Raw genomic sequence first — 24,488 nt, forward strand, 5'->3', positions numbered from 1 at the left:
TGAGTTAGCTTCTGAAGAAAAATCAACGGGAGAGAGAGCTGCAAAGACGACAAAAGTCGAAGCGTTATTCACGTCGGAATTGACGCGCTGCGCTGTCTGCGGGTAAGTCAACTCCAGATTAAAACCATCGGCCGGAATTCGGCATAAATCGACACATCATGCCTTCAAACAGGCAGACTGAATCGCAAACGGCTACGGGCCCCGCGTCTATGCGGCGGCCATCATCGGCCCGAGCTGGGACCGTGCCACGTCAACGAAAGCCTGCATTGCACTCGAGACATAAGCATCATGCCGCCGGATAAACAGCGTTTCGACGTGCGCCTTCTCTGGCGATATCGTGTGGATACTGACGAGATCCTGTTCCGCTGCCGTCGAGACCACGCCTCGTGGCAATAGCGTGATACCAATACCCGCAGCAACGCAGGCAATGATCGCATCCATTGAACCAAATTCGAGCGGCGCGGCCGTGAGCACCCCCATTTCGGTAAGCAATGTGTCGAGCCGCTGACGGTAAGAGCAACCCAAACGGAAGACAATTGTTTTAAGGTCCGGTACCGATCTGATCACCTCCAGCGAGCGCATGGTGCGCGGTGTGACCAGAACCAGTTCCTCATGAAAGACCGTCTCGGTGTGAAGGTCCGGATGGTCCAGCGGACCTGCTATGAATGCCCCATCCAGCCGACATTCCGCTACATCGGCAGTGAGACCGCAACTCGTTCCGGTCGTCAGGGATAGCCGAACCTGCGGATACATTCGAGCAAAATTACTCAATATCGGAGAAAGCCTAAGCGCCGCCGTCGTCTCGAGCGTTCCAAGTGTGAGAGCGCCTCCCGGTGCGCCGTCATCCAGCGCAGCTATCCTGGCATCCGTAATGAGCTTCGCGATACGCGCGGCATACGGGAGCAAGCGCTGCCCCGCAGGGGTCAAGCTCACGCCGCGCACATGGCGCTGAAAGAGAACGACTCCGACCTCCCGCTCCAAAGCCCGAATTCGCGCCGTCACGTTCGACTGAACGGTATTTAGCTCGGTAGCTGCCCGGTTCATACTTCCGTGACGAGCTACGGCTTCGAAGACCTTGAGGTCGGCAACGTCCATGCTTCGCACCTGTATGAGATGTCCACAACCTTGATAAAGCTCCTCTTCCATCCTACATCAAAGCGAAATTAAACATCCAACGGATACAATTCCCGTTGGTCATTTTCGCAAGCGCCAGAAAGGTTCGAGACAGTCCAAAGTTCAGACGTTTCGCATCCAACGCAAAGACGCAGCGTAAACGGGCAAGGCGGACCTCGCAGATCCACCTTTGAACCGAACACACCCAATGCCACTCTTCCCCGCGCCGGGAACACCGCACTGACAGGCTCGCAAGCTCAACCGCCTGGCGGCGACCATACTTGCGTGTGCCGCCGTTCCTGAATCTAGTGGCCAACCGGCCCCGCGAATACATGACGCTCTTGGGGAACAGCACTCCGCGCCCGATCAGTATCTGCCTGTTTGCTGCGGTCCAGCACGGATACCAGCCAGCACGTCACAAAAGCGAGCGGCATAGTCACTATCGTCGGCGGATCGATCGAGAAAAGTGGCTTCGCATTCCCCATAACATGCACCCAGACGGCCGGGCCTGCGATGGTCAGCAATACGGCGGAGACCAAGCCGACAGTTCCTCCCGCAACGGCCCCAAACGTGGTCAATCGTTTCCAGTAAAGGGCAAGCAGCAACACTGGAAAAGTCGAGCTACAGGCGACCGAGAACGTGAGCCCAAGCATATAAGCCACATTCTGTGTCCTGAATGCAATGCCCAACACCACCGCGACCACGCCCAGTACCAAAGTCGATATCCTCGATACTCGCACTTCATCCACTTGACTTGCCGTACCTTTGCGGAACACACAGGCGTAGAGGTCATGCGAAACCGCTGAAGAACCGGCAAGCGTCAATCCCGACACAACCGCAAGGATGGTGGCAAATGCAACTGCCGAGATAAACCCCAACAACGCGTCTCCCCCCACCGCCTTCGCAAGATGGACGGCAACCATGTTTATCCCGCCCAGCGGCTTGCCCGCGGCATCCAGAAAGTCCGGATTAGAGGCGACCAGAGCGATAGATCCGAATCCGATGACAAACACTAGGGCGAAGAATATGTTCATAAATACACTGGCCCAAAATACTGACCCCCGTGCAGCCCGTGCATCAGGAACCGTGAAGAAGCGCATGAGAATATGCGGCAGGCCTGAAGTACCGAACATCACCGCGAGACCCAACGAGAATCCCGATACGGGATCTCTGGCCAGAAACTGGGGGCTCAGGATCGCATTGCCCTTTGGATGAATCTCCACCGCGCGCCGCAACAGTTCGGAGAAGCTGAAGTCGAATTGCCGCAAAACCAGAAAGCTCATCACAAGTGTGCCGGTCAGCAGCAACGCTGCCTTGACGAGCTGTACCCAGGTCGTGGCGACCATGCCTCCGAAGGCCACATAAAACATCATGAGCGTGCCTACAAGGATTTCGGCGTATATGTAGTCGATGCCAAACAGCAGCTTGATCAACTGCCCCGCCCCTACCATCTGCGCGATGAGATACAACGAAACAATGCATAGCGATGCGCAGGCCGAGAAGATGCGAATCGGCTTCTCGCCAAGACGCACGGAAACCGCATCTGCGACCGTATACTTACCGAGTTTTCGCAGCCTGGTTGCCACCAGAAAGACAACAATCGGCATCCCCGTCGAATACCCAACTGCATAGACCAGACCATCAAATCCGCTACTGAACACCAAAGCTGTCAGGCCAAGGAACGCACCGGCCGACATGAAGTCACCCGCGATTGCAAGACCATTCTGAAACGCCGTTATCTCGCCGCCAGCCGCGTAGAAATCATCGGTCGATCTGGTGCGCTTCGCGGCCCAGTAGGTAATAGCCAGTGTCGCAAGAACGAAGGCAAGAAAGAACACTATTGCGACGCCGTTCCCGTTACCGACGCCGCTTCCAGCGGCAAAGGATTCGGTGCTCACAACGCACATGGAAAATGACAGCGCGAGCAAAGCGCCACACCGATGAATAGTCATAGCAGGTCACCAGGTAATCAACGGATAACTTTCGGCTGTGTCGACACGAAATCTCGCGAGTCTGCGGCGTTTTCGATCAGTACGTACAACCCGATAAGCAGCACGCCTGCGACCAGAATTACTATTCCGTACAGAAACGCAAGCGTAATCTTTGACCCCTCTACCACTGGCGAAGCGAGCGTTGCCGGCGACGCGGCGGCAAGCGTAATGAATCCAAAAAACATCAACACCTCCACAAGCGTCAGGACTATTGCCAGCCCCACCCTCTCACGTCCGGTGTCGACACTGTCTACCTCCATCGTTGCTCCACTCATATCTCCTCCATATTTTTTGTACTACGTATTATTTAGCTCAAAGAACCTGCTTCTCATAGAAGCCTGAAATGACCGAACTTATGGCTTCGTCATATGGCCTATCGCCGCCGCATACATCTGAAACGCTGGCCGCCGGACGCGACGTCGGCGGAACGCAGAGGAAGTCCTTAACGCGAAATTTCGCGCGGCTATCCTGCGGATTTCTTGAAGTCCTCCCCATTGATCCGACTGGAAATGCTGATATTTTCAGCCGGATGTTCATGCAAAATCACGTTAATGATCTTCGGATCCGACCCGATCGAGTCGTGCGTGACCTGGATGATGTCCCTGATAAGTTGTTCACGTCGTTGATGCGTGAGACCGGTCTTGATATGGCATTCGATGAAAGGCATGATGGCTCTCCGGTAGTTCTATTTAAGACGCTCAATAAGTTCTTTGTCGTTCGCCGCACCCTCGACATATTCGGGAAGATGCTCACCGTGCTCGACGAAGTTGATTCCGCGTCCTTCGCGAATCACGAGAAAAATGTCGTTCTTCGTCTCGCCCGTCGCGGCGCTGACCACCCGGAGTAATCCGGCAGCAAGCAGTCGCTTCTGTTCGTCGGTCCGACCAAAACGCATGTCACAAGAAATGAGTGCCATATATATCTCCTAAAAATCTCTCTGGACTATTGAATCCCCGGATGCATAACCGGGAATCGTGGTTCAGGACTTACCTTCACCAAAATGGTCATCAACTCTTCAATTGACTGTTGCTCCAGCGTTGAAACCAGATCGATGATCTGATTTCGAAGCACCTGGTCCGCGTACTGTTCGCTCAACCAGTTGAATTTCTCGACGGTACGTTCCCACGTGAACGGGTTATCCAATCCGCCTTCGAAACCCACATGCTCCTCGGCCAGCACACGACCATCCTTGCATTTGATCGTCACACGCGTGTTTAGCTCGCGCGGATACTGCGCCGAGAATTCAGCATCAGGCTTCACAGTCACTCGCCTGAGCAACGCCTGTGCATCGGCAGCCTGTACACGCTCGGGCTCGAGCTGAGCCGGGCCAACCTGATCGTCAAGCAACGCTGCTGCGATCAGGTACTTGAGGTTGTAGTCCGCCTGCTCTTTAGTCTGCGGGTTATCCTTTGGGCCGAAGCTGCCGCCGCCGGCAATTTCAAATCCAGTCTGAAAGATGTCGCATTGGACTTCATCCACGTCACTGCCCTTCAAACCATGTTTGCGCTTTAACGCGAGCGTAGCTTCGAGAACGGGCTGACCGTGAATAAGCGAGCAGTATTTCTTCATGACCGTCTGGTGAACGACCTCGAGCCGCTGGTCTTCCCAATCGACTTCGAGCGGTTGGTCAAACATTCGCACCAGACCATTGGGACCCTCAAAAAGGCGCAGAGGGCCTGTAAAGCCACGCTTGGCAAGAGACGCTGAATAAACGGCTCTCATACCCGTGATACCGGGAGAAAAGCCCTTCCACTGCGAAACCGGTTCGGAATGCACACACGACAGCGAAATGTTGTCGATCGTCGCGATTGCAATCGCGTTTGCGATCTGATCGGCATCGAGACCGAACAGCTTTCCCGACCCTGCCGCGGCAGACATCGCCAACTGGATTGCGTGATTGAACCCCTTGGCCATAACGGGAACGATCGCCGTAATGCGGCAGCCAATTTCGTAGGACGTTGCCAATGCCAGCATGAACTCCTCACCACTTGCGGACGCATGTTCAGCAGCGGCCAGAATGGTTCCGAAGTTATCGCTTGGATGACAGAGTCCGCCAGGAGACATGTAGCTATCCAGCAGGTCGACGTACCTGACCAAACCCGTGTTGTACAACGCGGCCTGATCGGGCGAAGTCTTGCCGCCTCCAATCAATGAACAGGTCCCCGAGCCACGGTACTCGTCGAACTGATCGCGAAGCGCCTTGAACGGCTTACCTGGCAGCGCTGCTATGGCGCAACCCAGGCTGTCGAGAATATTCCGCTTGAAGATTGCCCTTGTGCCGGGCGTAAGATGCTCCGCGCGTGCGTCGTATGCAAAACGGCCGATACGCTGAGCAGTCGTAGGTGTACTCATTTGAAGTCTGTCCCTCCAAAAAAACCGGATCGCCTCGAATGGCAATCCAATTGTTTCCTCACCCTGATGTCGAGTTCAATGTGACATTGTGGTTCTCAATCCAGTAATACAAACTCGCACCGTTTGAGCCGAACATCAAGCGAAGGTATTACATACCGCTATCTATCCCAGAGATAACTCTGCCACACCAGGATCCTCGTTAGTGCGGTCGCTGCGCCAACGGACCCGCACAAAAGAGTCTGCTCGCTTGCCCCGGTTTTTGCTGTTTCTCAACGGCCAATAGTTTCCGGGACTATTTCGTCGCCGGAATCGAGCTATCTGGTTCGGTCTCAATCACAAACAGCCTCTACGCTGATGGCTTCAGACGCGGACGCAATGTACGCCTTACGGTTCGCGCCGCGCTCGGCTGCGTCGCAGGTCCAGCACTGCGTTTATCGACTCCTGCCGACGACCGGGAATCACTTGAATAGGCGAACCTGCTGAAATGAAACCGGTTTTGGATACGCTTAAATAAACACCAGAGTAGCCGCTCATCATCATGTGTTTGGCTGCGCGTACATATCCCATCACGGCGTTAAACTTGTAGCAGGGATTCCGGGGTGACTCGACGCGAAATTCGACGTCACCCATCAACATTCGGTCCCCAACCCAGAGCTGGGTTTCGAGCAGCCCGCACGTCGTCAAATTCTCTCCCACCGCGGCAAACGGCAGCGGATCGTCGGCACCCGCAACGCCCGCTTCCAGCCGGCGCTCCCGCCACCATTCGTAGTGTTCGACCGGATACATATACACAGCCTTCTCAAGGCCCCCATGCACACTAAGGTCTACCTGCTCATCGCCGACCAGGCCTAGCCTGCGAACCTCGATAGAAGCCTGGTTGTGAAGCGAGCTGACAGGGGTTTTGCGTATTCCGGAGTTAACTACCATCCCTTGCGACGCGCTCCCCACATCCAATGGGGCACTCGAACCCACGCTAACAGCGAGCAGCCGGGCGGCGGTTACGTTGATGATGTCACCGTCCTATTTTTCGCGTAAAGCGAGTAGCCAAGTATCGTGTCCATTTCCCTGACGATGTTTTCAACTATCAATCTGGCCGACAGCACATCGTGGATCAAGGCAGCAGATTCGCCCGCGATCACGGCAGCGGTGTCGTAGTCGTGATTCTCACGAGCACTCGCATACCTCGCCCGCTGCTCATGTATTTGCTGAAAGAGTTCGCGTTCACGCCCAGCCCACTTTTCGGAGAACTCGTTTCGCAGCACCCGGCCCGTGTACGGTGCCGGCCAAACGTTATCGCGCGCTATATCAAACAGAATCCCACGGATGGTTTGCTCACCGCCCGTACAGTCGACGATCCGTCGTTTGGCATCGTCGTGCCCGATCGCCTCCTCGCTTGCGTACATGCGGGTTCCTAACACGATGCCCGAGGCGCCAAGCGTAAGAGACGCTGCAAAACCCCTACCGTCGGCGATGCCGCCGGCAGCAACCACGGGCACCCTCTCACCCACAGCGTCCACAACGGCTGGAACAAGTGAGATCGTGCCGCAGGCAACGCCATGACCGCCGCCTTCTGCACCTTGAGCGACGATAATATCCGCGCCCTGGCTAACCGCCTCACGTGCCATCGCAACAGTCTGAACCTGGCAGATCGCGAGAATTCCTGCCTTCTTCGTTCGCTCGATATGTTTGCTCGCGTCACCGAACGAAAACATGATCGCGGCGGGTGAATGTTCAATGCAGACATCGATAAGGTGCGGTTGCCTGGATAGACTCCATGTAATGAACCCCACCCCGATCCGGGCCCCACGTGCTGCGGCAAACTGCTCCCGCAGCCACGTCTCGTCGCCGTACCCGCCACCTATTATTCCGAACCCGCCTGCGTCAGTGACCGCTGCGGCAAGCCTGCCGCCGGCCACCCGGTCCATCGGCGCAAGCAGTATCGGATGATCCACACCAAGTATCGATTTAAGTTGCTCGTATCGCTCAAACATCGTCGTCTCCTCGCTTTTTTCGTCAACGAATCTGTCTCGTCTGCAATCACAGGTGTAATACTGCTACTCAGATCGCAGCACAAGAAACGATTTGTTTTGATACCAGTAATCTCTTAGATAGATAGGGTGCAGTGAATGGTCGCAAACGCCCGCCGTTGGGGGTGAGACACGCTCGCCAGGCGTGTTTATCAGTTGTTGGTGCCTCCGGGCTCCGAGTACATCGCAGTCTGAAGAAATTGAAGCAGCTCTTTGTAAGCGCTGCTCTCATAGCTCGCTTGTGCAACCAGATACGTATCGATCGTGGCGAATTTCTGCGCGCAAATATCCATCGGAACACACTGCAAATCCAGAATGGACCTCGGGCAAAGTGCGAAACACGAACCCGCCGCAACGCTGGCCAGAATGGCGTGATACGAAACAAGCTCCGTGACTTTCCAGCCACCGCCCGTCTCCAGACCAGTGATGCCCAACCATTGCTCGAGTACGTTCCGATAGGCACAACCATCGGAAAAAGCGGCCAGCGTTTTGATCCTGAGATCCGTAGGCCGGTTTACCGTTGGATGGTTGGGCGGCAACACAAGCAGTAGATCCTCCCGGTATGCGCGCGTTGCGCGTAGCCCGCGCGCAGCGAACTTTGGTCGCGGATCGCGTGTGCCCGGAAAACTACTATCCGCGACAAAAACGCAGTCGAGATGTCCTCTCTCCACATCATCGACCAGTGAACGTGACGTACCGATCGAAATCTCCAGCCCGACCTGCGGCCACCTGCTGTGGTACTTCGAGAGCAGGGCCGGAAGGCGCGCCGCTGCCGTGCTTTCCATAGCGCCGATGCTCAATCGTCCGGGCTGCTGCTCCGGACTCATCGCAAGCCTCGCTTCTTCTGCGAGGTACAAGAGCCGTTGCGCATAGCCCAGCATTGTTCGGCCACTCGGCGTCAAGCTCATCCGTTTTCCACTTCTGGAAAAAAGCTGGACCTGCAACTCCTCTTCCAGTTGTTGCACGCGCATCGTTACATTGGACTGAACACGGGCCAGATGACGAGCCGCCCGGGTCACACTCTGTTCGGTGGCGACAGCACAAAATATTTCTAACGATGAGAAATTCATATCGCCCCCAATCTGATTCTCGCTCTGGAATACAACCTATACGAGTGTTCAGTTCGGCTGGACGTACCGTCAACCGGTGGGCGGGAAAAACTCTCTTTCCATCGTGGCGTAAATCTATGTCAAGGTACCGGGTTCAAAGTGCCGATTGCAGACCGGGCGTTTAACTCATTGCCCGGCCACGACTTCACACAAAGAAAAACGCCGCACCGTGCTGCGTGCGGCGTCCAATCACATGCCATGCCAGTTAGCCTACTTCGCCGTAGGCATTGCAAATTCGGCACCCTTTTCCGTGCTTTCCGGCCAGCGTTGCATGATCGACTTCTGCTTTGTATAGAAGCGAACACCTTCTTCGCCGTATGCGTGCGTATCGCCGAACAGGCTGCGCTTCCAGCCACCGAAACCATGCCAGGCCATCGGAACCGGAATGGGCACGTTGATTCCGACCATCCCTACTTCGATGCGCCGACCGAATTCGCGAGCGATGTGCCCGTCCCGCGTGTAGCACGCCACACCATTGCCAAACTCATGAGCATTGATCAGATCGACCGCTTCCGAGAAGTCCTTCACACGGACGCAGGCAAGCACGGGTCCAAAGATTTCTTCCTTGTAAATCCGCATCTCCGGCGTGACGTTGTCGAACAGCGTGCCGCCCGTGAAGAAACCGCCCTCGAAGCCGTCTACCTTAAGGCCGCGACCGTCAACAACCAGCTTTGCACCTTCGTCGACGCCAATCGCGATGTACCCTTCGATGCGTTCGAGCGCCTGTTGCGTAACTATTGGCCCCATTTCCGCATCGGGCTCCATGCCGTTCTTCACAATGAGACTGCGCGCACGCTCGGCAAGCTTCGGAATGATTTTGTCAGCAACATCGCCTACGAGAACAGCAACCGAAATAGCCATGCAACGCTCGCCGGCAGAACCGTACCCGGCACCAACCAGTGCGTCGACAGCTTGATCGATATCGGCATCGGGCATGACTACCATATGGTTCTTGGCGCCGCCCAGCGCCTGCACGCGCTTGCCGTTCCTCGCGCCCGTTTCGTAGATGTAGTTGGCGATCGGCGTCGATCCAACAAAACTCACCGCCTTCACATCCGGATGCGCAAGCAACGCATCGACTGCAACCTTGTCGCCCTGAACCACGTTGAAAATGCCATCGGGCAGGCCTGCCTCCTTCATCAGCCTTGCCATGAACAACGACGCCGACGGGTCCCGCTCGCTTGGCTTCAGAATGAATGCGTTGCCCGCCGCAATTGCAACAGGAAACATCCAGCAGGGCACCATGCACGGGAAGTTGAACGGCGTAATGCCTGCGACAACGCCTAGCGCCTGACGTACTGTCCAGTTGTCCATGCCGGTTGAAACCTGCTCCGTGTAGTCCCCCTTAAGCAGTTGCGGAATGCCACACGCGAATTCGATGACATCGATACCGCGCGCCACCTCGCCTTGAGCATCAGAGAAGACTTTTCCGTGTTCCGCTGTGATGATTGCAGCCAGCTCATCACGATGCCTGTTCATCAACTCAAGAAACCGCAGCATGACGCGAGCCCGGCGAATCGGCGGCGTATTGCTCCACTTCGGAAATGCAGCCTTGGCGCTTGCCACAGCGGCGTCAACATCTGCGACGTCGCCCAGCACAAGTTTGCGTGGCCGTTCGCCCGTGGCAGGATTGAAAATCGCCTGGGTACGCACGCCTGATCCACGTACTCGCTCGCCATGAATAAAGTGGGTGACGTCGGCTGTGTCATTGAACGCTTGCATCTCGATTCCTTGGTTGATGGGTGGTGAATGAAGTTTAGGAGTCTCCATTGCCCATGCAAAGACGCTAAGATTGAAATGATTGTTTTCAATGGTGAACAAAAAGCACATGAACACGCAAAAGGTTGAAAGCCTTTGGACGCATTTGCACTGGTTGACGGTTCTTGCCGAACAAGGCACGTACACCGCGGCGGCTGCTCGCCTTGGTGTGAGCAAAGCCGCAATGAGCCAGCGCATCGCGGAACTGGAGCGAGCCGCAGGCGTCGCACTGGTGCAACGTACCACCCGCAGCGTACGACTCACCGAAGCCGGGCAGCGGCTCGTCGACAACACGCGTCTGGAGTATGAGCATATTGCAACGAGCTTTGCGACGGTACGGGAGATGGCGGGCGTTGCACGCGGGTTGATCCGGGTAACGGCGCCGGTGGCGTTCACGCGGCAGCAGTTGGTACCGAGAATGTCTGCGTTTCTACGGGCAAATCCCGAAGTACGCGTACAACTTGAAGCGTCTGACCGTCTGAGTTCGATCACCACCGAGGGCTTCGATCTCGCCATCAGACACAGCGCCCAGGTTCCAGAGACTCATGTCGCATGGAAGCTGTGCGAGACGCAATCTGTGATCGTCGCGACAGCCGCTTACCTGAAGCGTCGAGGCCTGCCTGAATCACCCGCGGATCTTTCCGCTCACGATTGCCTGTTTTACCCTCGTGCGTTAGGGTCTGGAATCTGGTCGTTCGAACGCAGAACAGCGCGACGCACGCACTCCGCTCCTCTGATGATCACGGTAAACGGCCCTCTTTCCGCTAACAATAGCGAAGCATTGAGAGACGCCGCCCTTGACGATCTGGGCATCGCGTTACTACCCGATTTCACGGCACAGGCCGCGATTCAATCGGGGAAATTTGTCGTTCTCCTGCCCGATTGGCGACCAATAGGCACCTTTGCCGAACAACTCTATGTGGTTCGGCCATACACCCCGCACGTACCACGCGCTGTCGAACTGTTTGTCGCCTATCTGAGGGAAACTTTCGCCGCAGGCTTTCCGCCATAACATCCCGATACGCTTTCACGAGAACCCCGTAGATTTCGAAACGGATTCCCAGGCATCAATTTCGCGGCTCAATGCGGATATTTTGTCCCGGACCACGCGTAATGCGTCATCGCCCAGCACGAGGTGGACCGGCGGGTCATCCTCGTCGATCAGGTCCAGCAGGACCCTCGCCGCTTTAGCCGGGTCCCCCGGTTGCTTCCCGTCTTTCGCCAAACGGGCACGGCGGATCGGCGCAAACACCGTATCGTAGTCGTCGATGCTGTGCTCCGTACGCACCATCGATCTCCCAGCCCAATCTGTTCGAAACGCGCCCGGCGCGACGGCCGTCACCTTGATACCGAAGCTGCGTACTTCCTGCTCCAGGGCTTCCGATATCCCTTCAAGCGCGAATTTGCTACCGCAGTAGTATGAGATGCCGGGAAATGTAACGAGCCCCGCCATCGACGTGATATTGATGATGTGACCCGTGCGCCGTATTCGCATTGACGGGAGCACGGCCTTGATCATCGCCACGGCGCCGAACACGTTCACATCAAACTGTCGACGCAGTTCCTCCAGCGGTGATTCTTCGAGAATGCCTTCATGACCGTATCCCGCGCTATTCACGAGAACGTCGATCAGGCCGACGCGCTGGGCGACTTCATTGATCGCGGCATCGATGGAATCGAAATCTGACACGTCGAGGAGTACGCCGTGCGCATGGTTCGCATGCAATCCCTCAAATTCAACTTTCGCGGGATGGTTTCTTACCGTACCGATCACAATGTTGCCGGCGGCCAATGCGGCTTTCGCCAAAGCACGGCCAAACCCGGAGCTTGCACCGGTAATCAAAAAAATCCGCTGGGCGGTTTTGCTCACGATTGAAACCTCGCTTTGGGTAAACTTCGAATTGCCAGAACCACTTCCTCCGCGCCTCAGCTCAACTCAAGCAGGCTGAATTCGCGGATCGAAGTCGAACTCAAGTCTGATGCCGCCCGGTTCGTACACCATCGTGTGACGCTTGGGTCCTTCGCCCAGGTTCTCCGGTGCGAACTCAACCACTACACCTGGCCATGCGGAAACCTGCGCGAAAATGGCGTCGAGCGCCTCCTGACTGCCAACCCGCAGCGCGAGGTGATGTAGACCGACATTCGCCTTGCGGTCAAACTCCACACGATTCGCCAGATCCTTGACCTCCCAGAGTGTCAGCATGACGCGCCCGTCGGACACAAAAGCGGCCGGATAGGCTGGTCTTTCACCAACCTGCGTCCAGCCCAGGGCGTTGACGAAAAAGTCCCGAGTGACGTTCAAATTCCGGACCGTCAAGCCGACATGGTCGATGCCAAGTGTTAGAGGTGCAGCAGCCATCGCAATCTCTCCTTTCAAACTCAGACAATATTAGCCAGCGCCGAAATGGCCTCGCATGTACGTACTATGCAGGGGAAGCAGGAAGTGCGTTTGCGAAAATCGCAGGTCGTCCCTTACGCCGCCGCCATCAAAGGCCCGAGCGCCGAGCGCGACACCTCGACGAAAGCACGCATGGCACTCGAAATGTAGGCGTCATGCCGTCGGATGAAAAGCGTCTCGACACCAGCTTTCTCGGGCGAGATCTCATGGATCGCAACGATATCCTGCTGCGCTGCCACCGCGACCACGCCCCGCGGCAGCAACGTGATTCCTATACCGGCCGCCACACACGCGATGATTGCGTCCAGCGAGCCGAACTCGAGCGCCGTCACGAGAATTCCCCTCTCCAGAAGCAGCGCATCCAGCTGATGCCGATACGAGCAGCCCACGCGAAACACAATCGTCTTCAGGTGCGGGATCGACGTCAAAGACTCCAGTGAGAATATGCTGCGAGGCGTCACCAGCACCAGCTCTTCACGGAAAATGGTCTCGCTGTGAAGCTCCGGGTGGTCGAGCGGACCTGCTATGAACGCCCCATCCAGACGGCATTCCGCGACATCCACCGCGAGGCTGCGGCTGGTTCCAGTTGTCAGCGACAGCCTGACCTGCGGATACATCCGCGCGAAGTTGCTTACTATCGGCGAGAGCCGCAGAGCCGCTGCGGTTTCCATGGTTCCCAGCACCAGGGAACCGCGCGGCGGACCGTCGTCCATGGCCGCCACGCGGGCGTCGGCAACGAGCTTGGCAATTCGCGCCGCGTACGGAAGCATGCGCTGACCCGCCGGCGTCATACTCACACCGCGGACATGCCGCTGAAAGAGCGCTACACCCACTTCTCTTTCCAGTGAACGGATCCTGGCCGTTACGTTGGACTGAACAGTATGCAACTCGACGGCCGCCCTGTTCATGCTCCCGTGGCGAGCAACCGCTTCAAATGCCTTGAGATCGGCAACATCCATAACACTGTCCTGTCAAAAAGGCGCCTGTTTCAGCGTTAGCCGAATCGCGAATGCTTGCCCTCCAGATGCCGCACGATGGCGTTTCGGTCGCGATCGGAATGCCTCGTATTCTGGACGAGCTTCGACGCGAAATTATTGCAGTCAGTGGCAATTCAATTGTTCCTGGGCGTCACATATGCGTCAGCGCAGTGCGGACTCAAACGTGGTGCGATAGGCAAACAGCGAAGGCGTCCCCCCACTCATGAGAAACAGAACTTTTTGTCCCGCACCGAATATTCCGTTCTCGATGCTCTGGATCAGACCCGCGAACGCTTTGCCGCTATATACCGGGTCTAGTAGAAGACCTTCCTGGCTGGCCAAAAGCGTAACTGCCCGGCGCATTGAACTGGTAGGTAACCCGTAGCCGTTCCCGAGCTGATCACCATGGAGAACAATGTCGTCGCTGGAAACCGTGAGGCCTGATTCAATCAGGTCAAGCGTTTGCTGCGCTTTTTCAAAAGTCGTGGCATAAGCTTTTTCGAGCGGCGCAAGAACCGTATACCCCACCACTTTCGTTGGCGACACACCAGCAGCGATAGCACCGGCCACAAGCCCCGCTTGCATGCCTCCGCTGCCGTTCGCAACGACAATATGGTCGAAGAGAATGCCGCTTTTCGTGGACTGGTCGAGAATCTCAAGTGCACAGGAAACATAGCCCAAACAGCCTACCGGGCTCGATCCACCGAGCGGACACACATAAACTTTTCGTCCCTCGCCGCGCAACGTTGCGGCTCGTTCCTCCGCAACCTGCAGTGCGCTAACGTTTCCTGGAATGTCGTGAATGAGTGCGCCAAAGAGACGATCCAGCACCACATTGCCATTTTCGACGTAGTCGTCGTCTTCGATCGGAACCAGCCTTGAGAGCACCAGTTCACATTTCATTCCTACGCGCGCGGCCGCCGCTGCTGTCAACCGAGCATGGTTTGACTGCCGGCCGCCGACCGTGATGATCGTGTCCGCGCCGGCCGCCTGCGCCTCACCGATCAGAAATTCAAGTTTGCGCAGCTTGTTGCCTCCGCCCCCAAGGCCGTCAACGTCCTCTCGTTTGACATAGATTTCAGCGCCGCCCAAGTGCTGGCTCAATCTTGGGAGCGCCACAATCGGTGAAGGTCCGTCGCGCAATTGCGCTTTGGGATACCGGGAAAGGTCGGGCACTCGTAATGTCATTTAATCGCTCCACAAGTTGGCTGATCGTTCAGCCCGGATTGGAATTGTCGAAGTTGCCTCGCCTGCAATAGATTGCCGATCCATTGCTTGCGATTGCTATTCGGCCGCCAATAGCGCATGGACTTCCGACACTACAGCAGCCCCCTCCCCGACGGCGGATGCGACGCGCTTGATCGACGTCGAGCGCACGTCGCCGATTGCAAAAACGCCTGGAACACTTGTCTGGAAGGCGAAGCGGGCGAGCGCCGACTCCGTCGAACCCGTGCGGCCGGTTATGACGAAACCTTTGTCATCAACTTCCACGCCGCAGCCACGTAGCCAGCCGGTGGCTGGATCAGCGCCGGTAAAAAGGAAGAGGTGGCGAGTCGGGATTCGCGTGCAACTCCCAGTCGAGCAGAAATGAACCTCCGTCAGGCCGTCCTCGTCAGACACGATAGACTCGATGACGGCATTATTATGAATCGTCACGTTGGCGATCGAGCTTACGCGATCGATCAAATACCTCGACATGGTGTCGCGCAAGCTCTCGCGTCGAATCAGCACATGTACATGTGCTGCATAGCTCGCCAGGAAGACGATTGCCTGTCCAGCGGAATTTCCCCCTCCCACAAGCACGATTTCCGAGCCTTGACAGAGGCGCCCCTCGATCGACGACGCCCAAAAGTTGACACCATGAATCCCATGCTCATCTAAACCCTTAATCTGCGGGCGGCGATAGGCGGCACCGGATGCTATAACGACCGTCTTCGCTCGCGCGCACCGCCCATCGCGGAGTTCGACCTTCAAGGGCGATTCCGTGCAGTGCAGTTTTGCCACTTCGGTAGGTATGACGATTTCCGCTCCGAATTTAACCGCCTGCTCAAATGCGCGGCTCACGAGAACGTGACCGGAAATGCCGGTTGGAAACCCAAAATAATTTTCGATCCTGGCGCTTGCACCGGCCTGTCCGCCAAACCCCTTTGAATCGAAAACCAGCACGGATAGCCCCTCTGACGCTGCGTACACGGCTGCTGCAAGTCCGGCTGGACCGGCGCCAACAATAACGACATCGTACGTGTCAGCTTCATCGAAGCCGCACAGGAGACCAAGCTTCGACGCGAGGAGTGTTTCGTCAGGATTGTGCAGGATAGCGCCATCAACCAGCACGGCCAGTGGCATCTTTCCTTCTACGTACGGTGTTTTCGAAAGGAAATCGCGAGCCTCGTCGTCCGTGACCGGATCAAGAATCCGATGCGGGTGATTGGTGCGTCGTAGCATATCCGCGAGGACGATGAGTCTCGGATCGGTTGAGGCCCCTAGCAGGATCGGACCACTACCGTCCTGAATCAATCCGACGCGTCGCAGAATAAACGCGCGCATGATCTCCGAGCCAAGCTGAGCTTCCGCAATCAGAAGCGACCGGAGTTGCTCAGGCGAGATGAGGAACGCGTCGACGTCAGTGATGGCAATCGCATCGACGAGGTAGGGTTTGCCGCTGAGGGTTGCCGTCTCCCCGAGAAAGTGTCCCTCACTGACCTCCTGAAAAAGGTGAGACTGGCCGAACCCGTTTCGTACGATCAGATGGACCGTCCCACGCGTCAGGATTCTCATGCCTTCGCTCTGCTCTCCAGCGCGAAACATAACGTCGCCGGCCTTCCAATGTTCCGTCGTCCCGAAGCGAGCCGCCTTGGCTATCCGCGCTTCCGTCAAACGGGGGTACATCTGATACCGGCGTCGTTCAATCTGGGTACGTTGTGCTGCCTCGACGGTTTTGTAGTCTTCAGGCGTGACACGGCCCCCTGATACACCGTCTTTCAATGTCATGGGAGTGTCCTTACCATCAGTTGACGGCTCGCGATGAGACAACGGACCATTTTCGCCATCGTTCAAATTTGAGTTCACGGTCGCAGTCGCATTTGAAAGCAGGCTGCGCGATGATCTCAGGCCGCTGTTAGCGTGCGCTCAGCGCTGCGGCCCAAGGGTTGTGAAATCGTCGCGATCTCATTGGGGATATTTCGGGCCCCCGAGCGAAAAAACTCCGTGCAGAAGTCAACGAAATTCCTGAGTCTTGCAGGAAGCAGTTCGCGGTGTGAGTAGAACAGGCATATCTCGACACCGCTTTCTGAGGTGGAACACTGCGGCAAGATGTGCGTGAGATGCCCGGTGGCAATGTCTTCCCGAACCATCGCTTCAGGTAAGCTCGCGATGCCAGTACCTGTAAGCGCTGTCGCCCGAAGCAGCACTTCGTTACCGTCCATGGACGACATTGGGAGCACACTCACGCTTTTCCCGTTTTCCAGCAGATCGATGAAATTCGTGCCCTTCTGCCTCGAGGCGGGGTCCACCAGAAGGAAATGTGCGGCCAAATGCGAAGCGGTCTCGGGTGTACCGCATTGTTCAAGGTAACCCGGTGCAGCAACGAAAATGTGCGATGACGTGGATAACGTACGGCGAATGACCGCAGACTGCTCGACAAGATGAGGTGGAAGAATCGCCACGTCGAAATGGCCGTCATACAGATTCACAGCTCCCTCCTGAACGGAGATCATGAGGTTCACGTTCGGAGCGATAGCGTGATAGTTCGACACAAGTCGAGAGAGCGTCTTGCTCACCAGCATCGGGTGCACAACGAGTCGCAATCTTCCGCTGTCGATTTCACGCTCCTGCGCAATGCGGCGATTTGCTTCGTCAAGTTCTTCGAGGAGACGGCAGCAACTCAGATAGTACGACTGCGCCGCGTCTGTCACCGAAACAGTTCGAGTTGTTCTATACAGAACCCGCGTCTGGATACTCGCTTCGAGTCTTGTGATGGCTTTGGAGATCGAGCCGGTGGTCACGCCCAACGACGCGGCAGCCTTGCTAAAGCTTCGATGCTGTACGACTGCAACGAAAGTCCGCAACATGTATAGCTGGTCCATCTCCTACCTCGCTGATAGATTCACAAAGCGAACATCCCCCGTGACCGGGACTGTCGCGGATGCAAAAATCCGGCGGCTGCCATCATCGCTGATGGTCCCATCGAAAGTCCGACGGACCCAATGGCGGCGTTCGTACGTTCGGGTTGCTGACGTATCACGTAGGAGAACAGCTTAGCAATGTTTCCAGAACGCACAGGCGGTTTGTCGCGATAGGGGTATCGCAAAAGTAGATAGCCACGAGACGTCGCCCCACGTCATGCCGCGCGTTGCATGTCAGTGAACGCGTGACTGTGCTGATAGAGGCCAGAAACAACATCGGCCTGGGTCATCATCCCGACGAGCCGGCCATGAGAGTCGACAACGGGTATGTGGTGATGTCCGTGCTTCGCGAACATCGGCACAACCGTTATCAATAATGTTCCAGCTTCGACAGTCTCCGGCGGAGTTGTCATTAAACTATCGACTAGCGTCTCCTGATTGCGAACAGTCCCGCGCTCGATACACCGATCGCAGGTCTCAGCAATGCAAGCGGTTTCTTCACATCCACGAACATCCGCCCGCGTGACAATGCCAATGACCCGGTCCGATTCGTCGGTTACCGGAAGCGCTTTAATGCTATGTCTAAGTAAAATGTCATGTGCTGCTTTGACCGAGGTCCTGGTTGGTATGTAGATGGCCGGGCGCGACATGACGTCACCACATGTCAGTTCGCTGAAGCTGCGCGCGTAAGCCAGCATCTGTACTTCCTGCAGTAGCGAGGCAAGATCGTCGGTGCCGATATCGAGGAGTTCCCCGTGTCGGCGTAAGGCGGACTCCAGTTCAACGCGGGAGATCCCTCGGCGCGACTCGCCGGGGTCGTTTGTGGCACTGCTGTCGTGCCGGGTATGGGGATAACGGTGTCCGGTGAGCGCGTGATAGACAATCGCACACGCTAGCATGATCAAAGATTGCACAGCGATCGGCGCGAACACGAAGCCATATCCGAGAGCGTGAACGTTAGCTCCTCCCAACACGGCCGTGAGCGCGACGGCGCCAGAAGGAGGATGCACACATCTGAACGCGAACATCGCGCATAGCGCAAACGCGATTGCAGCAGCTGCCGCGAGGACGGGGTCAGAGATAAATTGCGAGCAGGTCACGCCAATCGTGGCGGAAATCAGATTCCCGCCAACGAACGACCAAGACTGAGCGATTGGACTTGCCGGCACGGCGAAGAGCAAGACTGCCGACGCACCCATAGGGGCGACCAGGAATGGCACCAATGCACCGCTCTGATTGAAGCTGCGCATGGTGATGCCGGTGATCGTAATGCCGATCAGCGCTCCCACGCACGAACGAATACGCTCGGACCAGCTTACCGAAATGGGCGACGGAATGAAGCGGCTAAGCCAGTCGATCATGGGCCTTCCACGGGCCCTCAGCCCGGTTTGCTTCCCCGCTGCCTGCGATACTCGTCTACCGGCAGCCCACCCCAGCCCCAGTTCTCCGTTTCCACTTCCTCGATGACAACAAACGTCGCGTCGAGAGGTTTGCTTAGTACGTCGAGCAGCAGGTGACTGACACCTTTGATCAAGCGGGCTTTTTCTTCCGCCGTGACCGAAGTTGTGCCGGGCGTGGTCCCCTCGCGGGTGATCTGAATCGTAACAATAGGCATGTCTTTCCGCCTTACGGTGATTGACGCAAAGGAGCACCGGCCAGCGGCGCTGATATATGGTGAATCCTAGGCTCGCTGCCATCGCGTTTGAATACCCGCCGAGGACAAACACTCTTGCCCGGTTAGAACAAGTCAGGCGTGTCTGTTCGTAGAGACGGGATGCATCCAGATAAGCATCATTGATGCGTAATGGGTCCAATTCCGGATCTCTTCTTCCCATCTGGAAAGACTGATATTCCGGCGACGAGTTGCTTGCGACGCACATGTCGCATATTCTTGCTCGCGAAATGCGATCGTTCCAGTTCCAGGCAGTGGACTTTTAGTCACCGAAATCAACAGGAAAGCCCGTATGTCTATCGAGAAAATGCCCGCGCTTGTCAAAGCCGTCGATCTTTACTTCCAGGCGCTGCACGAGTGCGATCTGGAAAAATTTGATCGGGTCTTCCACACAAGTTGCAGTCTGTTTGACACAGACGATGGAAAACTGACCGTCGTCCCGATTGCCGACTACCGCCGCGTGATCGCCGAACGTGTGTCGCCAATGAGCAAGGGTCAACCGCGTGACGACACCTTGATCTCCGCAGACTTTCTGTCAGCCGATACTTCGGTCACCAAGGTTCGCCTGCGCATTCACGACAAGGTTTTTATCGATCACTTGAACTGGGCGTATGTCGACGGCTCCTTCATGATTGTGGCCAAGCTGTGGCACGACATTTCGGTAGCGTGATGCACCACGTCGACAGGATGCAGGCAATGCATCGGGTGCTCGCGTTTATTCTCTTTGCGGCATGAAGGGAGTCTCCTCCTAACCCTGCCCTTCTGTTGTCGCGGCGCACGCTCTCGGACGTGCGCCTTTTTTCGGCTATTCGACTGTCACCGAAGTTGCCAGTCCGCGATGGAGGAAATACGATCTACCTCCCGTCAAATTCACGAAGCCCGCGCCGCCGCGATTGCGTCGTCCAGCATCGGAGTTCCAATCAGCGCACCGTGAATTCCGATAACACTGGCAATTTCGACAGTCTCGATGATTTCTTCGGCAGTTGCCCCATGGCGAATTGCGTTGCGCATATGGATCTTGATGCCCGGCTTGTAAAGATGCGTGGCGGCGATATCGAGCGCACACAGCACCAGCTCCTTGACCTTCGGCGCGAGCACACCGGTCTGCCACGGAACCGAAGAGAACTCGAGATACGCTTCAAAGAAATCCGGATCGAGTGCCAGCGCACCGTCCCATATGGGATCCCAATACCCTTGTACTTCGGTGAAACGCCGCTTCAACGCTTGACGGCGGCTATCGTCAGACCCCGCCGGCTTTCGCAGACCTTCTTCCTGAAGCACCTCGGCGAGAATGGGCATCGCCACGTTCGAAGCGTGAATACCGACCGTACTGGTCAACTCGAGCACCTCCATCAGTTCTTCACGTGTAGCGCCAAAATCCAGCGCCGCTTTCAGATGCATCTGGATGCCGGGAGCGAAGAGGTGCGTCGAGGATGCATTGACGGCAATGTAGATGAACTCCTTGACCTTGTCCTCAAGACGGTTGTGCGACAGCGGTACGGCTGAGAGCTTCAGGTAAGCGTGAAGGAAATCGCAGTCGTTGCGAAGAATACTTTCCCACTGCGGTGCCCAGGTATTGCGCACACGAATGAACTCATCCTTGATCGATTGTTGTCTGGTGGTAAGCGTCATCACTTCTCCGTTAGGGATAGGCATACATAGTCTGACTAACCGCTAAGGCAATCCGCGTTTGCCCAATACTTCAGCGAAGACCCATCACATCGTCCATGCGGTCAGGAGCATGATCAACGTCCCACCCTCGCACCGTTTTGCACGCTTAACAAGCGAAGAGAAAATATACGGCTATCTGTTTGGCAGATAACAACCACCGTGAGAAACCATGCAGCGTCAATTTGATGACCTCCTTGTAGGCAGTATCGAACTGTTCTGTCTGGCAGCTGAATTGGGTAGTTTTACTGTCGCTGCGAACGCCGCAAGCGTTACACCTGCAGCCGTCAGCCGTGCGGTGGCGCGTCTCGAGAAACGACTCGGTGCACGCCTGTTTGTCCGAACCACGCGGCAGATCCGGCTGACCGACGTGGGGAGCCGGTACTTCGAGCAGTGTCGGCTGGCGCTAAGTCATCTCGTGGATGCAGAACGAGAAGCTACCGGGCAACAGACAACGCCGGCGGGTGTGCTGCGAATCAGCATGCCAACGCCGTACGGTCACTATCGCGTCCTTCCCCTTTTGGCAGACTTCCATGAGCGCTACCCGGAGGTCACCGTCGAAACGCATCTGAGCAACCGTAACATCGACTTTGCGGACGAACCATTCGATCTGGCAATCCGGGGTCGTACTCCACGGGACTCGAGTCTGATTGCCCGAAAACTCGAAGACGCGGAAACGGTAGTCGTGGCATCACCGGCTTATCTGCGAAAAGCGGCCAAACTGGAAACGCCGGACGATTTAATCAATCACAACTGCATCCAGTTCGAGTTACCGAGCACCGGCCGCAACCTGCCCTGGGTATTCAATCGAGATGGCGAACTCGACGAGATCACTACGCACGGCCGTCATGGATCATCGGGCGATGCGCTTGCCGGCGTCACCCTGGCGCGCCATGGAGCAGGCGTGTTTCATACCTATCGGTTCATCGTAGAGAAAGACATAGCTGACGGAACGCTCAAGGAAATGCTCAAGCCGTATGGCGGATGTTCGCGACCGTTCATCCTGCTATATCCGCACGGCCGCCATCTGTCGTCACGTGTGCGCTGTTTCGTGGACTTCCTGATGGAGAAACTAGGCGCATAGTGGCACTTGCGCCCATCCCACGTTACTAACGAAAAACCATGACCTATCGATGGCGGAATACAGGAGCGCGCTTGGCAAGGAATGCGTACATGCCTTCCTTTTGACCTTCGGTCGCAAACGCGGCGTGGAAGAGCCGGCGCTCATGCAGAACACCCTCTTTCAACGGCGTCTCGAATGCCCGATTGACGGCCTCCTTTGCAAGCCGTACGGCAGGCAGGTTGTAACCGGCGATGGTGTGCGCTGTCTCGAGCGCCGTTTGCAGCAAGTCGGTCGAGGGAACCACGCGCGCAACGAGACCGGCTGCAAGTGCTTCATCAGCGCGCAAGTTCCGGCCCGTGAGGATCAGGTCCATTGCAAGCGACTTTCCGACCGCACGCGTCAAGCGCTGCGAACCGCCAATACCTGGCGGAATTCCGAGCTTGATTTCCGGCTGGCCGAATTGAGCATCATGGGCCGCAATGATGAAATCGCACGCCATCGCCAGTTCGCATCCGCCGCCGAGGGCATAGCCACCCACAGCCGCGATGATGGGCTTCGAAATCGTCGCAATGCGGTCCCACTCGGCGAAAAGATCTTTCGCGTGCCAGTCGGCGAAGGACTTGTCGACCATTTCCTCGATGTCCGCCCCTGCCGCAAAAGCGCGCCCATTGCCGGTGATCACGATGGCGCCAATTCCGTCGTCCTGGTCAAAAGCTGTAAGCGCTGCGAGCACTTCGCGTGACATCTGAACGTTGAGCGCGTTCAGGTTCTTCGGGCGATAGAGCGTGATCAGACCGACGCGCTCCCTTCGGTCGATCTTGATGGTTTCGTACGTACCGTTTTCCGACGTGGCCCCTGCGGTATCGGCATTCGCGTCGATCACTTGCACGCTGGTTTGTTTAGCGGATGCGCCACGCACTGCTGAAACATCGTTCGACATATTTTCACCTGTCAGTTCAAATGTGAGGCGTTATGCGGGAAGGCTTATCGAGCGCTTCAAAGGATCGTTGTCTGATTCAGCATCCGCTTGCGACGCATAGGCGCCTGATGAAGCCATCAACTCAGCCAGAATTGCTTCGCGATGCTCGTCCACCGCCGGCGCTTTTCTGACTACCGTGACGTCCTCATCGGGTGAGGTACTCATCTTGACCGGATTGCCGGCCGTTTTCACTTTCCGCTCGGATTTGCCCTGAACATGAATGAACATGTTGCGCGCGTGCAGTTGCGGATGTTCGATGACCTTGTCGATCGTGTTGATCGGCGCACAGGGCACCCCAGCCTCGTTCAGCTTATCGAGCCAAACGCTGACCGGTGCTGAGCGGGTCACCCGCTCAACGGTCTCGATCATGACGGGCCGGTTTTGCACGCGGAGATCATTGGTCAGGAACAGCGGGTCGAGCGCCACTTCCGGCACGCCCAAGGCATCGGCCATCAACAGGAAAAGCTGATCGTTCCCCGCGGCGATAATGAATCGGCCATCCTGCGCAGCAAAGCTTTCGAACGGCGCGAGCGAGGGATGGGCGTCGCCAGTCCTCGTGGGCACCTTTGCTTCGACGTCAAATCTTGCAAACGCCGTTTCCATCAACGCCGCCTGACAATCGAGCATCGCGATGTCCACGTGCGTGCCTTGTGCGTCTTTAGAGCGCTTATATAGCCCCGCCAGGATGCCAATCACGGCAAATAGTGCGGCGCCGAGATCGCCGAACGCAGTACCCACGCGCGCCGGTTGATTGTCGGGCCATCCCGTCAGACTCATGACGCCGCCCATGGCCTGCACGACGGTGTCATAGCCGGGCAGATCCTTGAACGGGCCGCTGTGGCCAAAGCCCGAAATCGAGGCATAGACAATGTGCGGATGCGTCCTTGCCAATTGCTCGGGGCCGTAGCCGAGCCGCTCCATCACGCCGGGCCGAAAGTTCTCGACCACCACGTCCGCCTTATCCAGCAGGCGCTCGAGAAGTTCGCGGTCACGTGGAGACTTGAAGTCGAGCGCAATGCTTTCCTTTCCGCGGTTGAAGCACATGAAGTACGCCGATTCATTGTCGACGAACGGACCGAACGCGCGCGTATCGTCTCCGGTGCCTACACGCTCGATCTTGATGACGCGTGCCCCAAGGTCAGCCAGCGTCATCGCGCAATACGGTCCGGACAGCACACGCGAAAAATCGACAACCGTTATTCCTTCGAGGGGCAAGCGCCTCTTCACCCCGGGTTTGTTCTCAGCCATAGCCAGTTC

The 24,488-nt window shown here is 56.7% G+C and carries 24 protein-coding genes; 3 read left to right on the forward strand and 21 right to left on the reverse strand.

What is annotated here, in order from left to right; genetic code table 11:
* Nucleotides 1–207 precede the first annotated feature (207 nt).
* The 10 genes from M0D68_RS17190 to M0D68_RS17235 form a co-directional block, all read right to left on the reverse strand.
* Nucleotides 208–1,095, reverse strand: a complete 888-nt coding sequence (locus M0D68_RS17190) for a LysR family transcriptional regulator (protein ID WP_054036079.1) — start codon at nucleotides 1,093–1,095, stop codon at nucleotides 208–210.
* A gap of 323 nt (nucleotides 1,096–1,418) precedes the next feature.
* Nucleotides 1,419–3,065 carry a cation/acetate symporter ActP gene (gene actP, locus M0D68_RS17195; protein WP_211708075.1) on the reverse strand — a complete coding sequence of 549 codons (1,647 nt, stop codon included), beginning with the start codon at nucleotides 3,063–3,065 and terminating at the stop codon, nucleotides 1,419–1,421.
* A gap of 17 nt (nucleotides 3,066–3,082) precedes the next feature.
* Nucleotides 3,083–3,379, reverse strand: coding sequence for a DUF485 domain-containing protein (locus M0D68_RS17200; RefSeq protein WP_128576379.1), 297 nt, complete (start codon nucleotides 3,377–3,379; stop codon nucleotides 3,083–3,085).
* Between the two features lie 188 nt (nucleotides 3,380–3,567).
* Complete coding sequence (locus tag M0D68_RS17205) at nucleotides 3,568–3,771, reverse strand: tautomerase family protein (protein ID WP_093645835.1); 204 nt, start codon at nucleotides 3,769–3,771, stop codon at nucleotides 3,568–3,570.
* Between the two features lie 18 nt (nucleotides 3,772–3,789).
* Complete coding sequence (locus M0D68_RS17210; protein WP_054035934.1) at nucleotides 3,790–4,020, reverse strand: tautomerase family protein; 231 nt, start codon at nucleotides 4,018–4,020, stop codon at nucleotides 3,790–3,792.
* A 26-nt stretch (nucleotides 4,021–4,046) separates the two neighbouring features.
* On the reverse strand, nucleotides 4,047–5,456 hold the full coding sequence (locus M0D68_RS17215; protein WP_211708076.1) for an MmgE/PrpD family protein: 1,410 nt from the start codon (nucleotides 5,454–5,456) through the stop codon (nucleotides 4,047–4,049).
* 384 nt (nucleotides 5,457–5,840) lie between these two features.
* Nucleotides 5,841–6,383 carry an MOSC domain-containing protein gene (locus tag M0D68_RS17220; RefSeq protein ID WP_128576377.1) on the reverse strand — a complete coding sequence of 181 codons (543 nt, stop codon included), beginning with the start codon at nucleotides 6,381–6,383 and terminating at the stop codon, nucleotides 5,841–5,843.
* 71 nt (nucleotides 6,384–6,454) lie between these two features.
* The gene (locus M0D68_RS17225; RefSeq protein WP_211708077.1) at nucleotides 6,455–7,447 is read right to left on the reverse strand and encodes a nitronate monooxygenase family protein; all 993 of its coding nucleotides are present in this window, start codon (nucleotides 7,445–7,447) and stop codon (nucleotides 6,455–6,457) included.
* Between the two features lie 188 nt (nucleotides 7,448–7,635).
* Nucleotides 7,636–8,553, reverse strand: coding sequence for a LysR family transcriptional regulator (locus M0D68_RS17230; protein ID WP_200621045.1), 918 nt, complete (start codon nucleotides 8,551–8,553; stop codon nucleotides 7,636–7,638).
* Between the two features lie 249 nt (nucleotides 8,554–8,802).
* Nucleotides 8,803–10,314: a CoA-acylating methylmalonate-semialdehyde dehydrogenase gene (locus tag M0D68_RS17235; RefSeq protein ID WP_211708089.1), complete on the reverse strand. Its 1,512-nt coding sequence runs from the start codon at nucleotides 10,312–10,314 to the stop codon at nucleotides 8,803–8,805.
* 106 nt (nucleotides 10,315–10,420) lie between these two features.
* On the opposite strand from M0D68_RS17235, the gene M0D68_RS17240 reads away from it, so the two are divergent.
* Entirely contained in the window at nucleotides 10,421–11,362 is a 942-nt protein-coding gene (locus tag M0D68_RS17240; protein WP_200651981.1) for a LysR family transcriptional regulator, read from the forward strand.
* Between the two features lie 15 nt (nucleotides 11,363–11,377).
* Here M0D68_RS17240 and M0D68_RS17245 read toward each other — a convergent pair whose 3' ends face one another.
* The 8 genes from M0D68_RS17245 to M0D68_RS17280 all read right to left on the reverse strand — a co-directional run bounded on the left by M0D68_RS17245 (nucleotide 11,378) and on the right by M0D68_RS17280 (nucleotide 19,464).
* Nucleotides 11,378–12,220: an oxidoreductase gene (locus M0D68_RS17245; RefSeq protein ID WP_211708078.1), complete on the reverse strand. Its 843-nt coding sequence runs from the start codon at nucleotides 12,218–12,220 to the stop codon at nucleotides 11,378–11,380.
* Nucleotides 12,221–12,286: 66 nt separating this feature from the next.
* Nucleotides 12,287–12,709: a VOC family protein gene (locus M0D68_RS17250; protein ID WP_211708079.1), complete on the reverse strand. Its 423-nt coding sequence runs from the start codon at nucleotides 12,707–12,709 to the stop codon at nucleotides 12,287–12,289.
* 113 nt (nucleotides 12,710–12,822) lie between these two features.
* The gene (locus M0D68_RS17255) at nucleotides 12,823–13,707 is read right to left on the reverse strand and encodes a LysR substrate-binding domain-containing protein (protein WP_200621048.1); all 885 of its coding nucleotides are present in this window, start codon (nucleotides 13,705–13,707) and stop codon (nucleotides 12,823–12,825) included.
* Nucleotides 13,708–13,887: 180 nt separating this feature from the next.
* Nucleotides 13,888–14,913 carry a D-cysteine desulfhydrase family protein gene (locus tag M0D68_RS17260; protein ID WP_211708080.1) on the reverse strand — a complete coding sequence of 342 codons (1,026 nt, stop codon included), beginning with the start codon at nucleotides 14,911–14,913 and terminating at the stop codon, nucleotides 13,888–13,890.
* Nucleotides 14,914–15,009: 96 nt separating this feature from the next.
* Complete coding sequence (locus tag M0D68_RS17265; RefSeq protein WP_211708081.1) at nucleotides 15,010–16,716, reverse strand: FAD-dependent oxidoreductase; 1,707 nt, start codon at nucleotides 16,714–16,716, stop codon at nucleotides 15,010–15,012.
* Nucleotides 16,717–16,832: 116 nt separating this feature from the next.
* Complete coding sequence (locus M0D68_RS17270; protein WP_200621051.1) at nucleotides 16,833–17,810, reverse strand: LysR family transcriptional regulator; 978 nt, start codon at nucleotides 17,808–17,810, stop codon at nucleotides 16,833–16,835.
* A gap of 254 nt (nucleotides 17,811–18,064) precedes the next feature.
* The gene (locus M0D68_RS17275; protein ID WP_266224860.1) at nucleotides 18,065–19,210 is read right to left on the reverse strand and encodes an HPP family protein; all 1,146 of its coding nucleotides are present in this window, start codon (nucleotides 19,208–19,210) and stop codon (nucleotides 18,065–18,067) included.
* 17 nt (nucleotides 19,211–19,227) lie between these two features.
* On the reverse strand, nucleotides 19,228–19,464 hold the full coding sequence (locus M0D68_RS17280) for a 4-oxalocrotonate tautomerase family protein (protein ID WP_211708082.1): 237 nt from the start codon (nucleotides 19,462–19,464) through the stop codon (nucleotides 19,228–19,230).
* Between the two features lie 349 nt (nucleotides 19,465–19,813).
* On the opposite strand from M0D68_RS17280, the gene M0D68_RS17285 reads away from it, so the two are divergent.
* Nucleotides 19,814–20,191, forward strand: a complete 378-nt coding sequence (locus M0D68_RS17285; RefSeq protein WP_200621054.1) for a nuclear transport factor 2 family protein — start codon at nucleotides 19,814–19,816, stop codon at nucleotides 20,189–20,191.
* A gap of 200 nt (nucleotides 20,192–20,391) precedes the next feature.
* Here the strand turns inward: M0D68_RS17285 and M0D68_RS17290 are convergent, their stop codons facing one another.
* Entirely contained in the window at nucleotides 20,392–21,153 is a 762-nt protein-coding gene (locus M0D68_RS17290; protein WP_211708084.1) for a carboxymuconolactone decarboxylase family protein, read from the reverse strand.
* Nucleotides 21,154–21,361: 208 nt separating this feature from the next.
* On the opposite strand from M0D68_RS17290, the gene M0D68_RS17295 reads away from it, so the two are divergent.
* A complete protein-coding gene (locus M0D68_RS17295; protein WP_211708085.1) occupies nucleotides 21,362–22,273 on the forward strand; it encodes a LysR family transcriptional regulator in 912 nt (303 codons plus the stop codon).
* 43 nt (nucleotides 22,274–22,316) lie between these two features.
* On the opposite strand, the gene M0D68_RS17300 is transcribed toward M0D68_RS17295, so the two are convergent.
* Nucleotides 22,317–23,192: an enoyl-CoA hydratase-related protein gene (locus M0D68_RS17300; RefSeq protein ID WP_244869874.1), complete on the reverse strand. Its 876-nt coding sequence runs from the start codon at nucleotides 23,190–23,192 to the stop codon at nucleotides 22,317–22,319.
* Between the two features lie 30 nt (nucleotides 23,193–23,222).
* Nucleotides 23,223–24,479: a CaiB/BaiF CoA-transferase family protein gene (locus tag M0D68_RS17305; RefSeq protein WP_211708086.1), complete on the reverse strand. Its 1,257-nt coding sequence runs from the start codon at nucleotides 24,477–24,479 to the stop codon at nucleotides 23,223–23,225.
* Nucleotides 24,480–24,488 lie beyond the last annotated feature (9 nt).

The sequence above is a fragment of the Paraburkholderia sp. SEWSISQ10-3 4 genome (assembly GCF_030464785.1).
GTDB classification, from domain to species: domain Bacteria; phylum Pseudomonadota; class Gammaproteobacteria; order Burkholderiales; family Burkholderiaceae; genus Paraburkholderia; species Paraburkholderia aspalathi.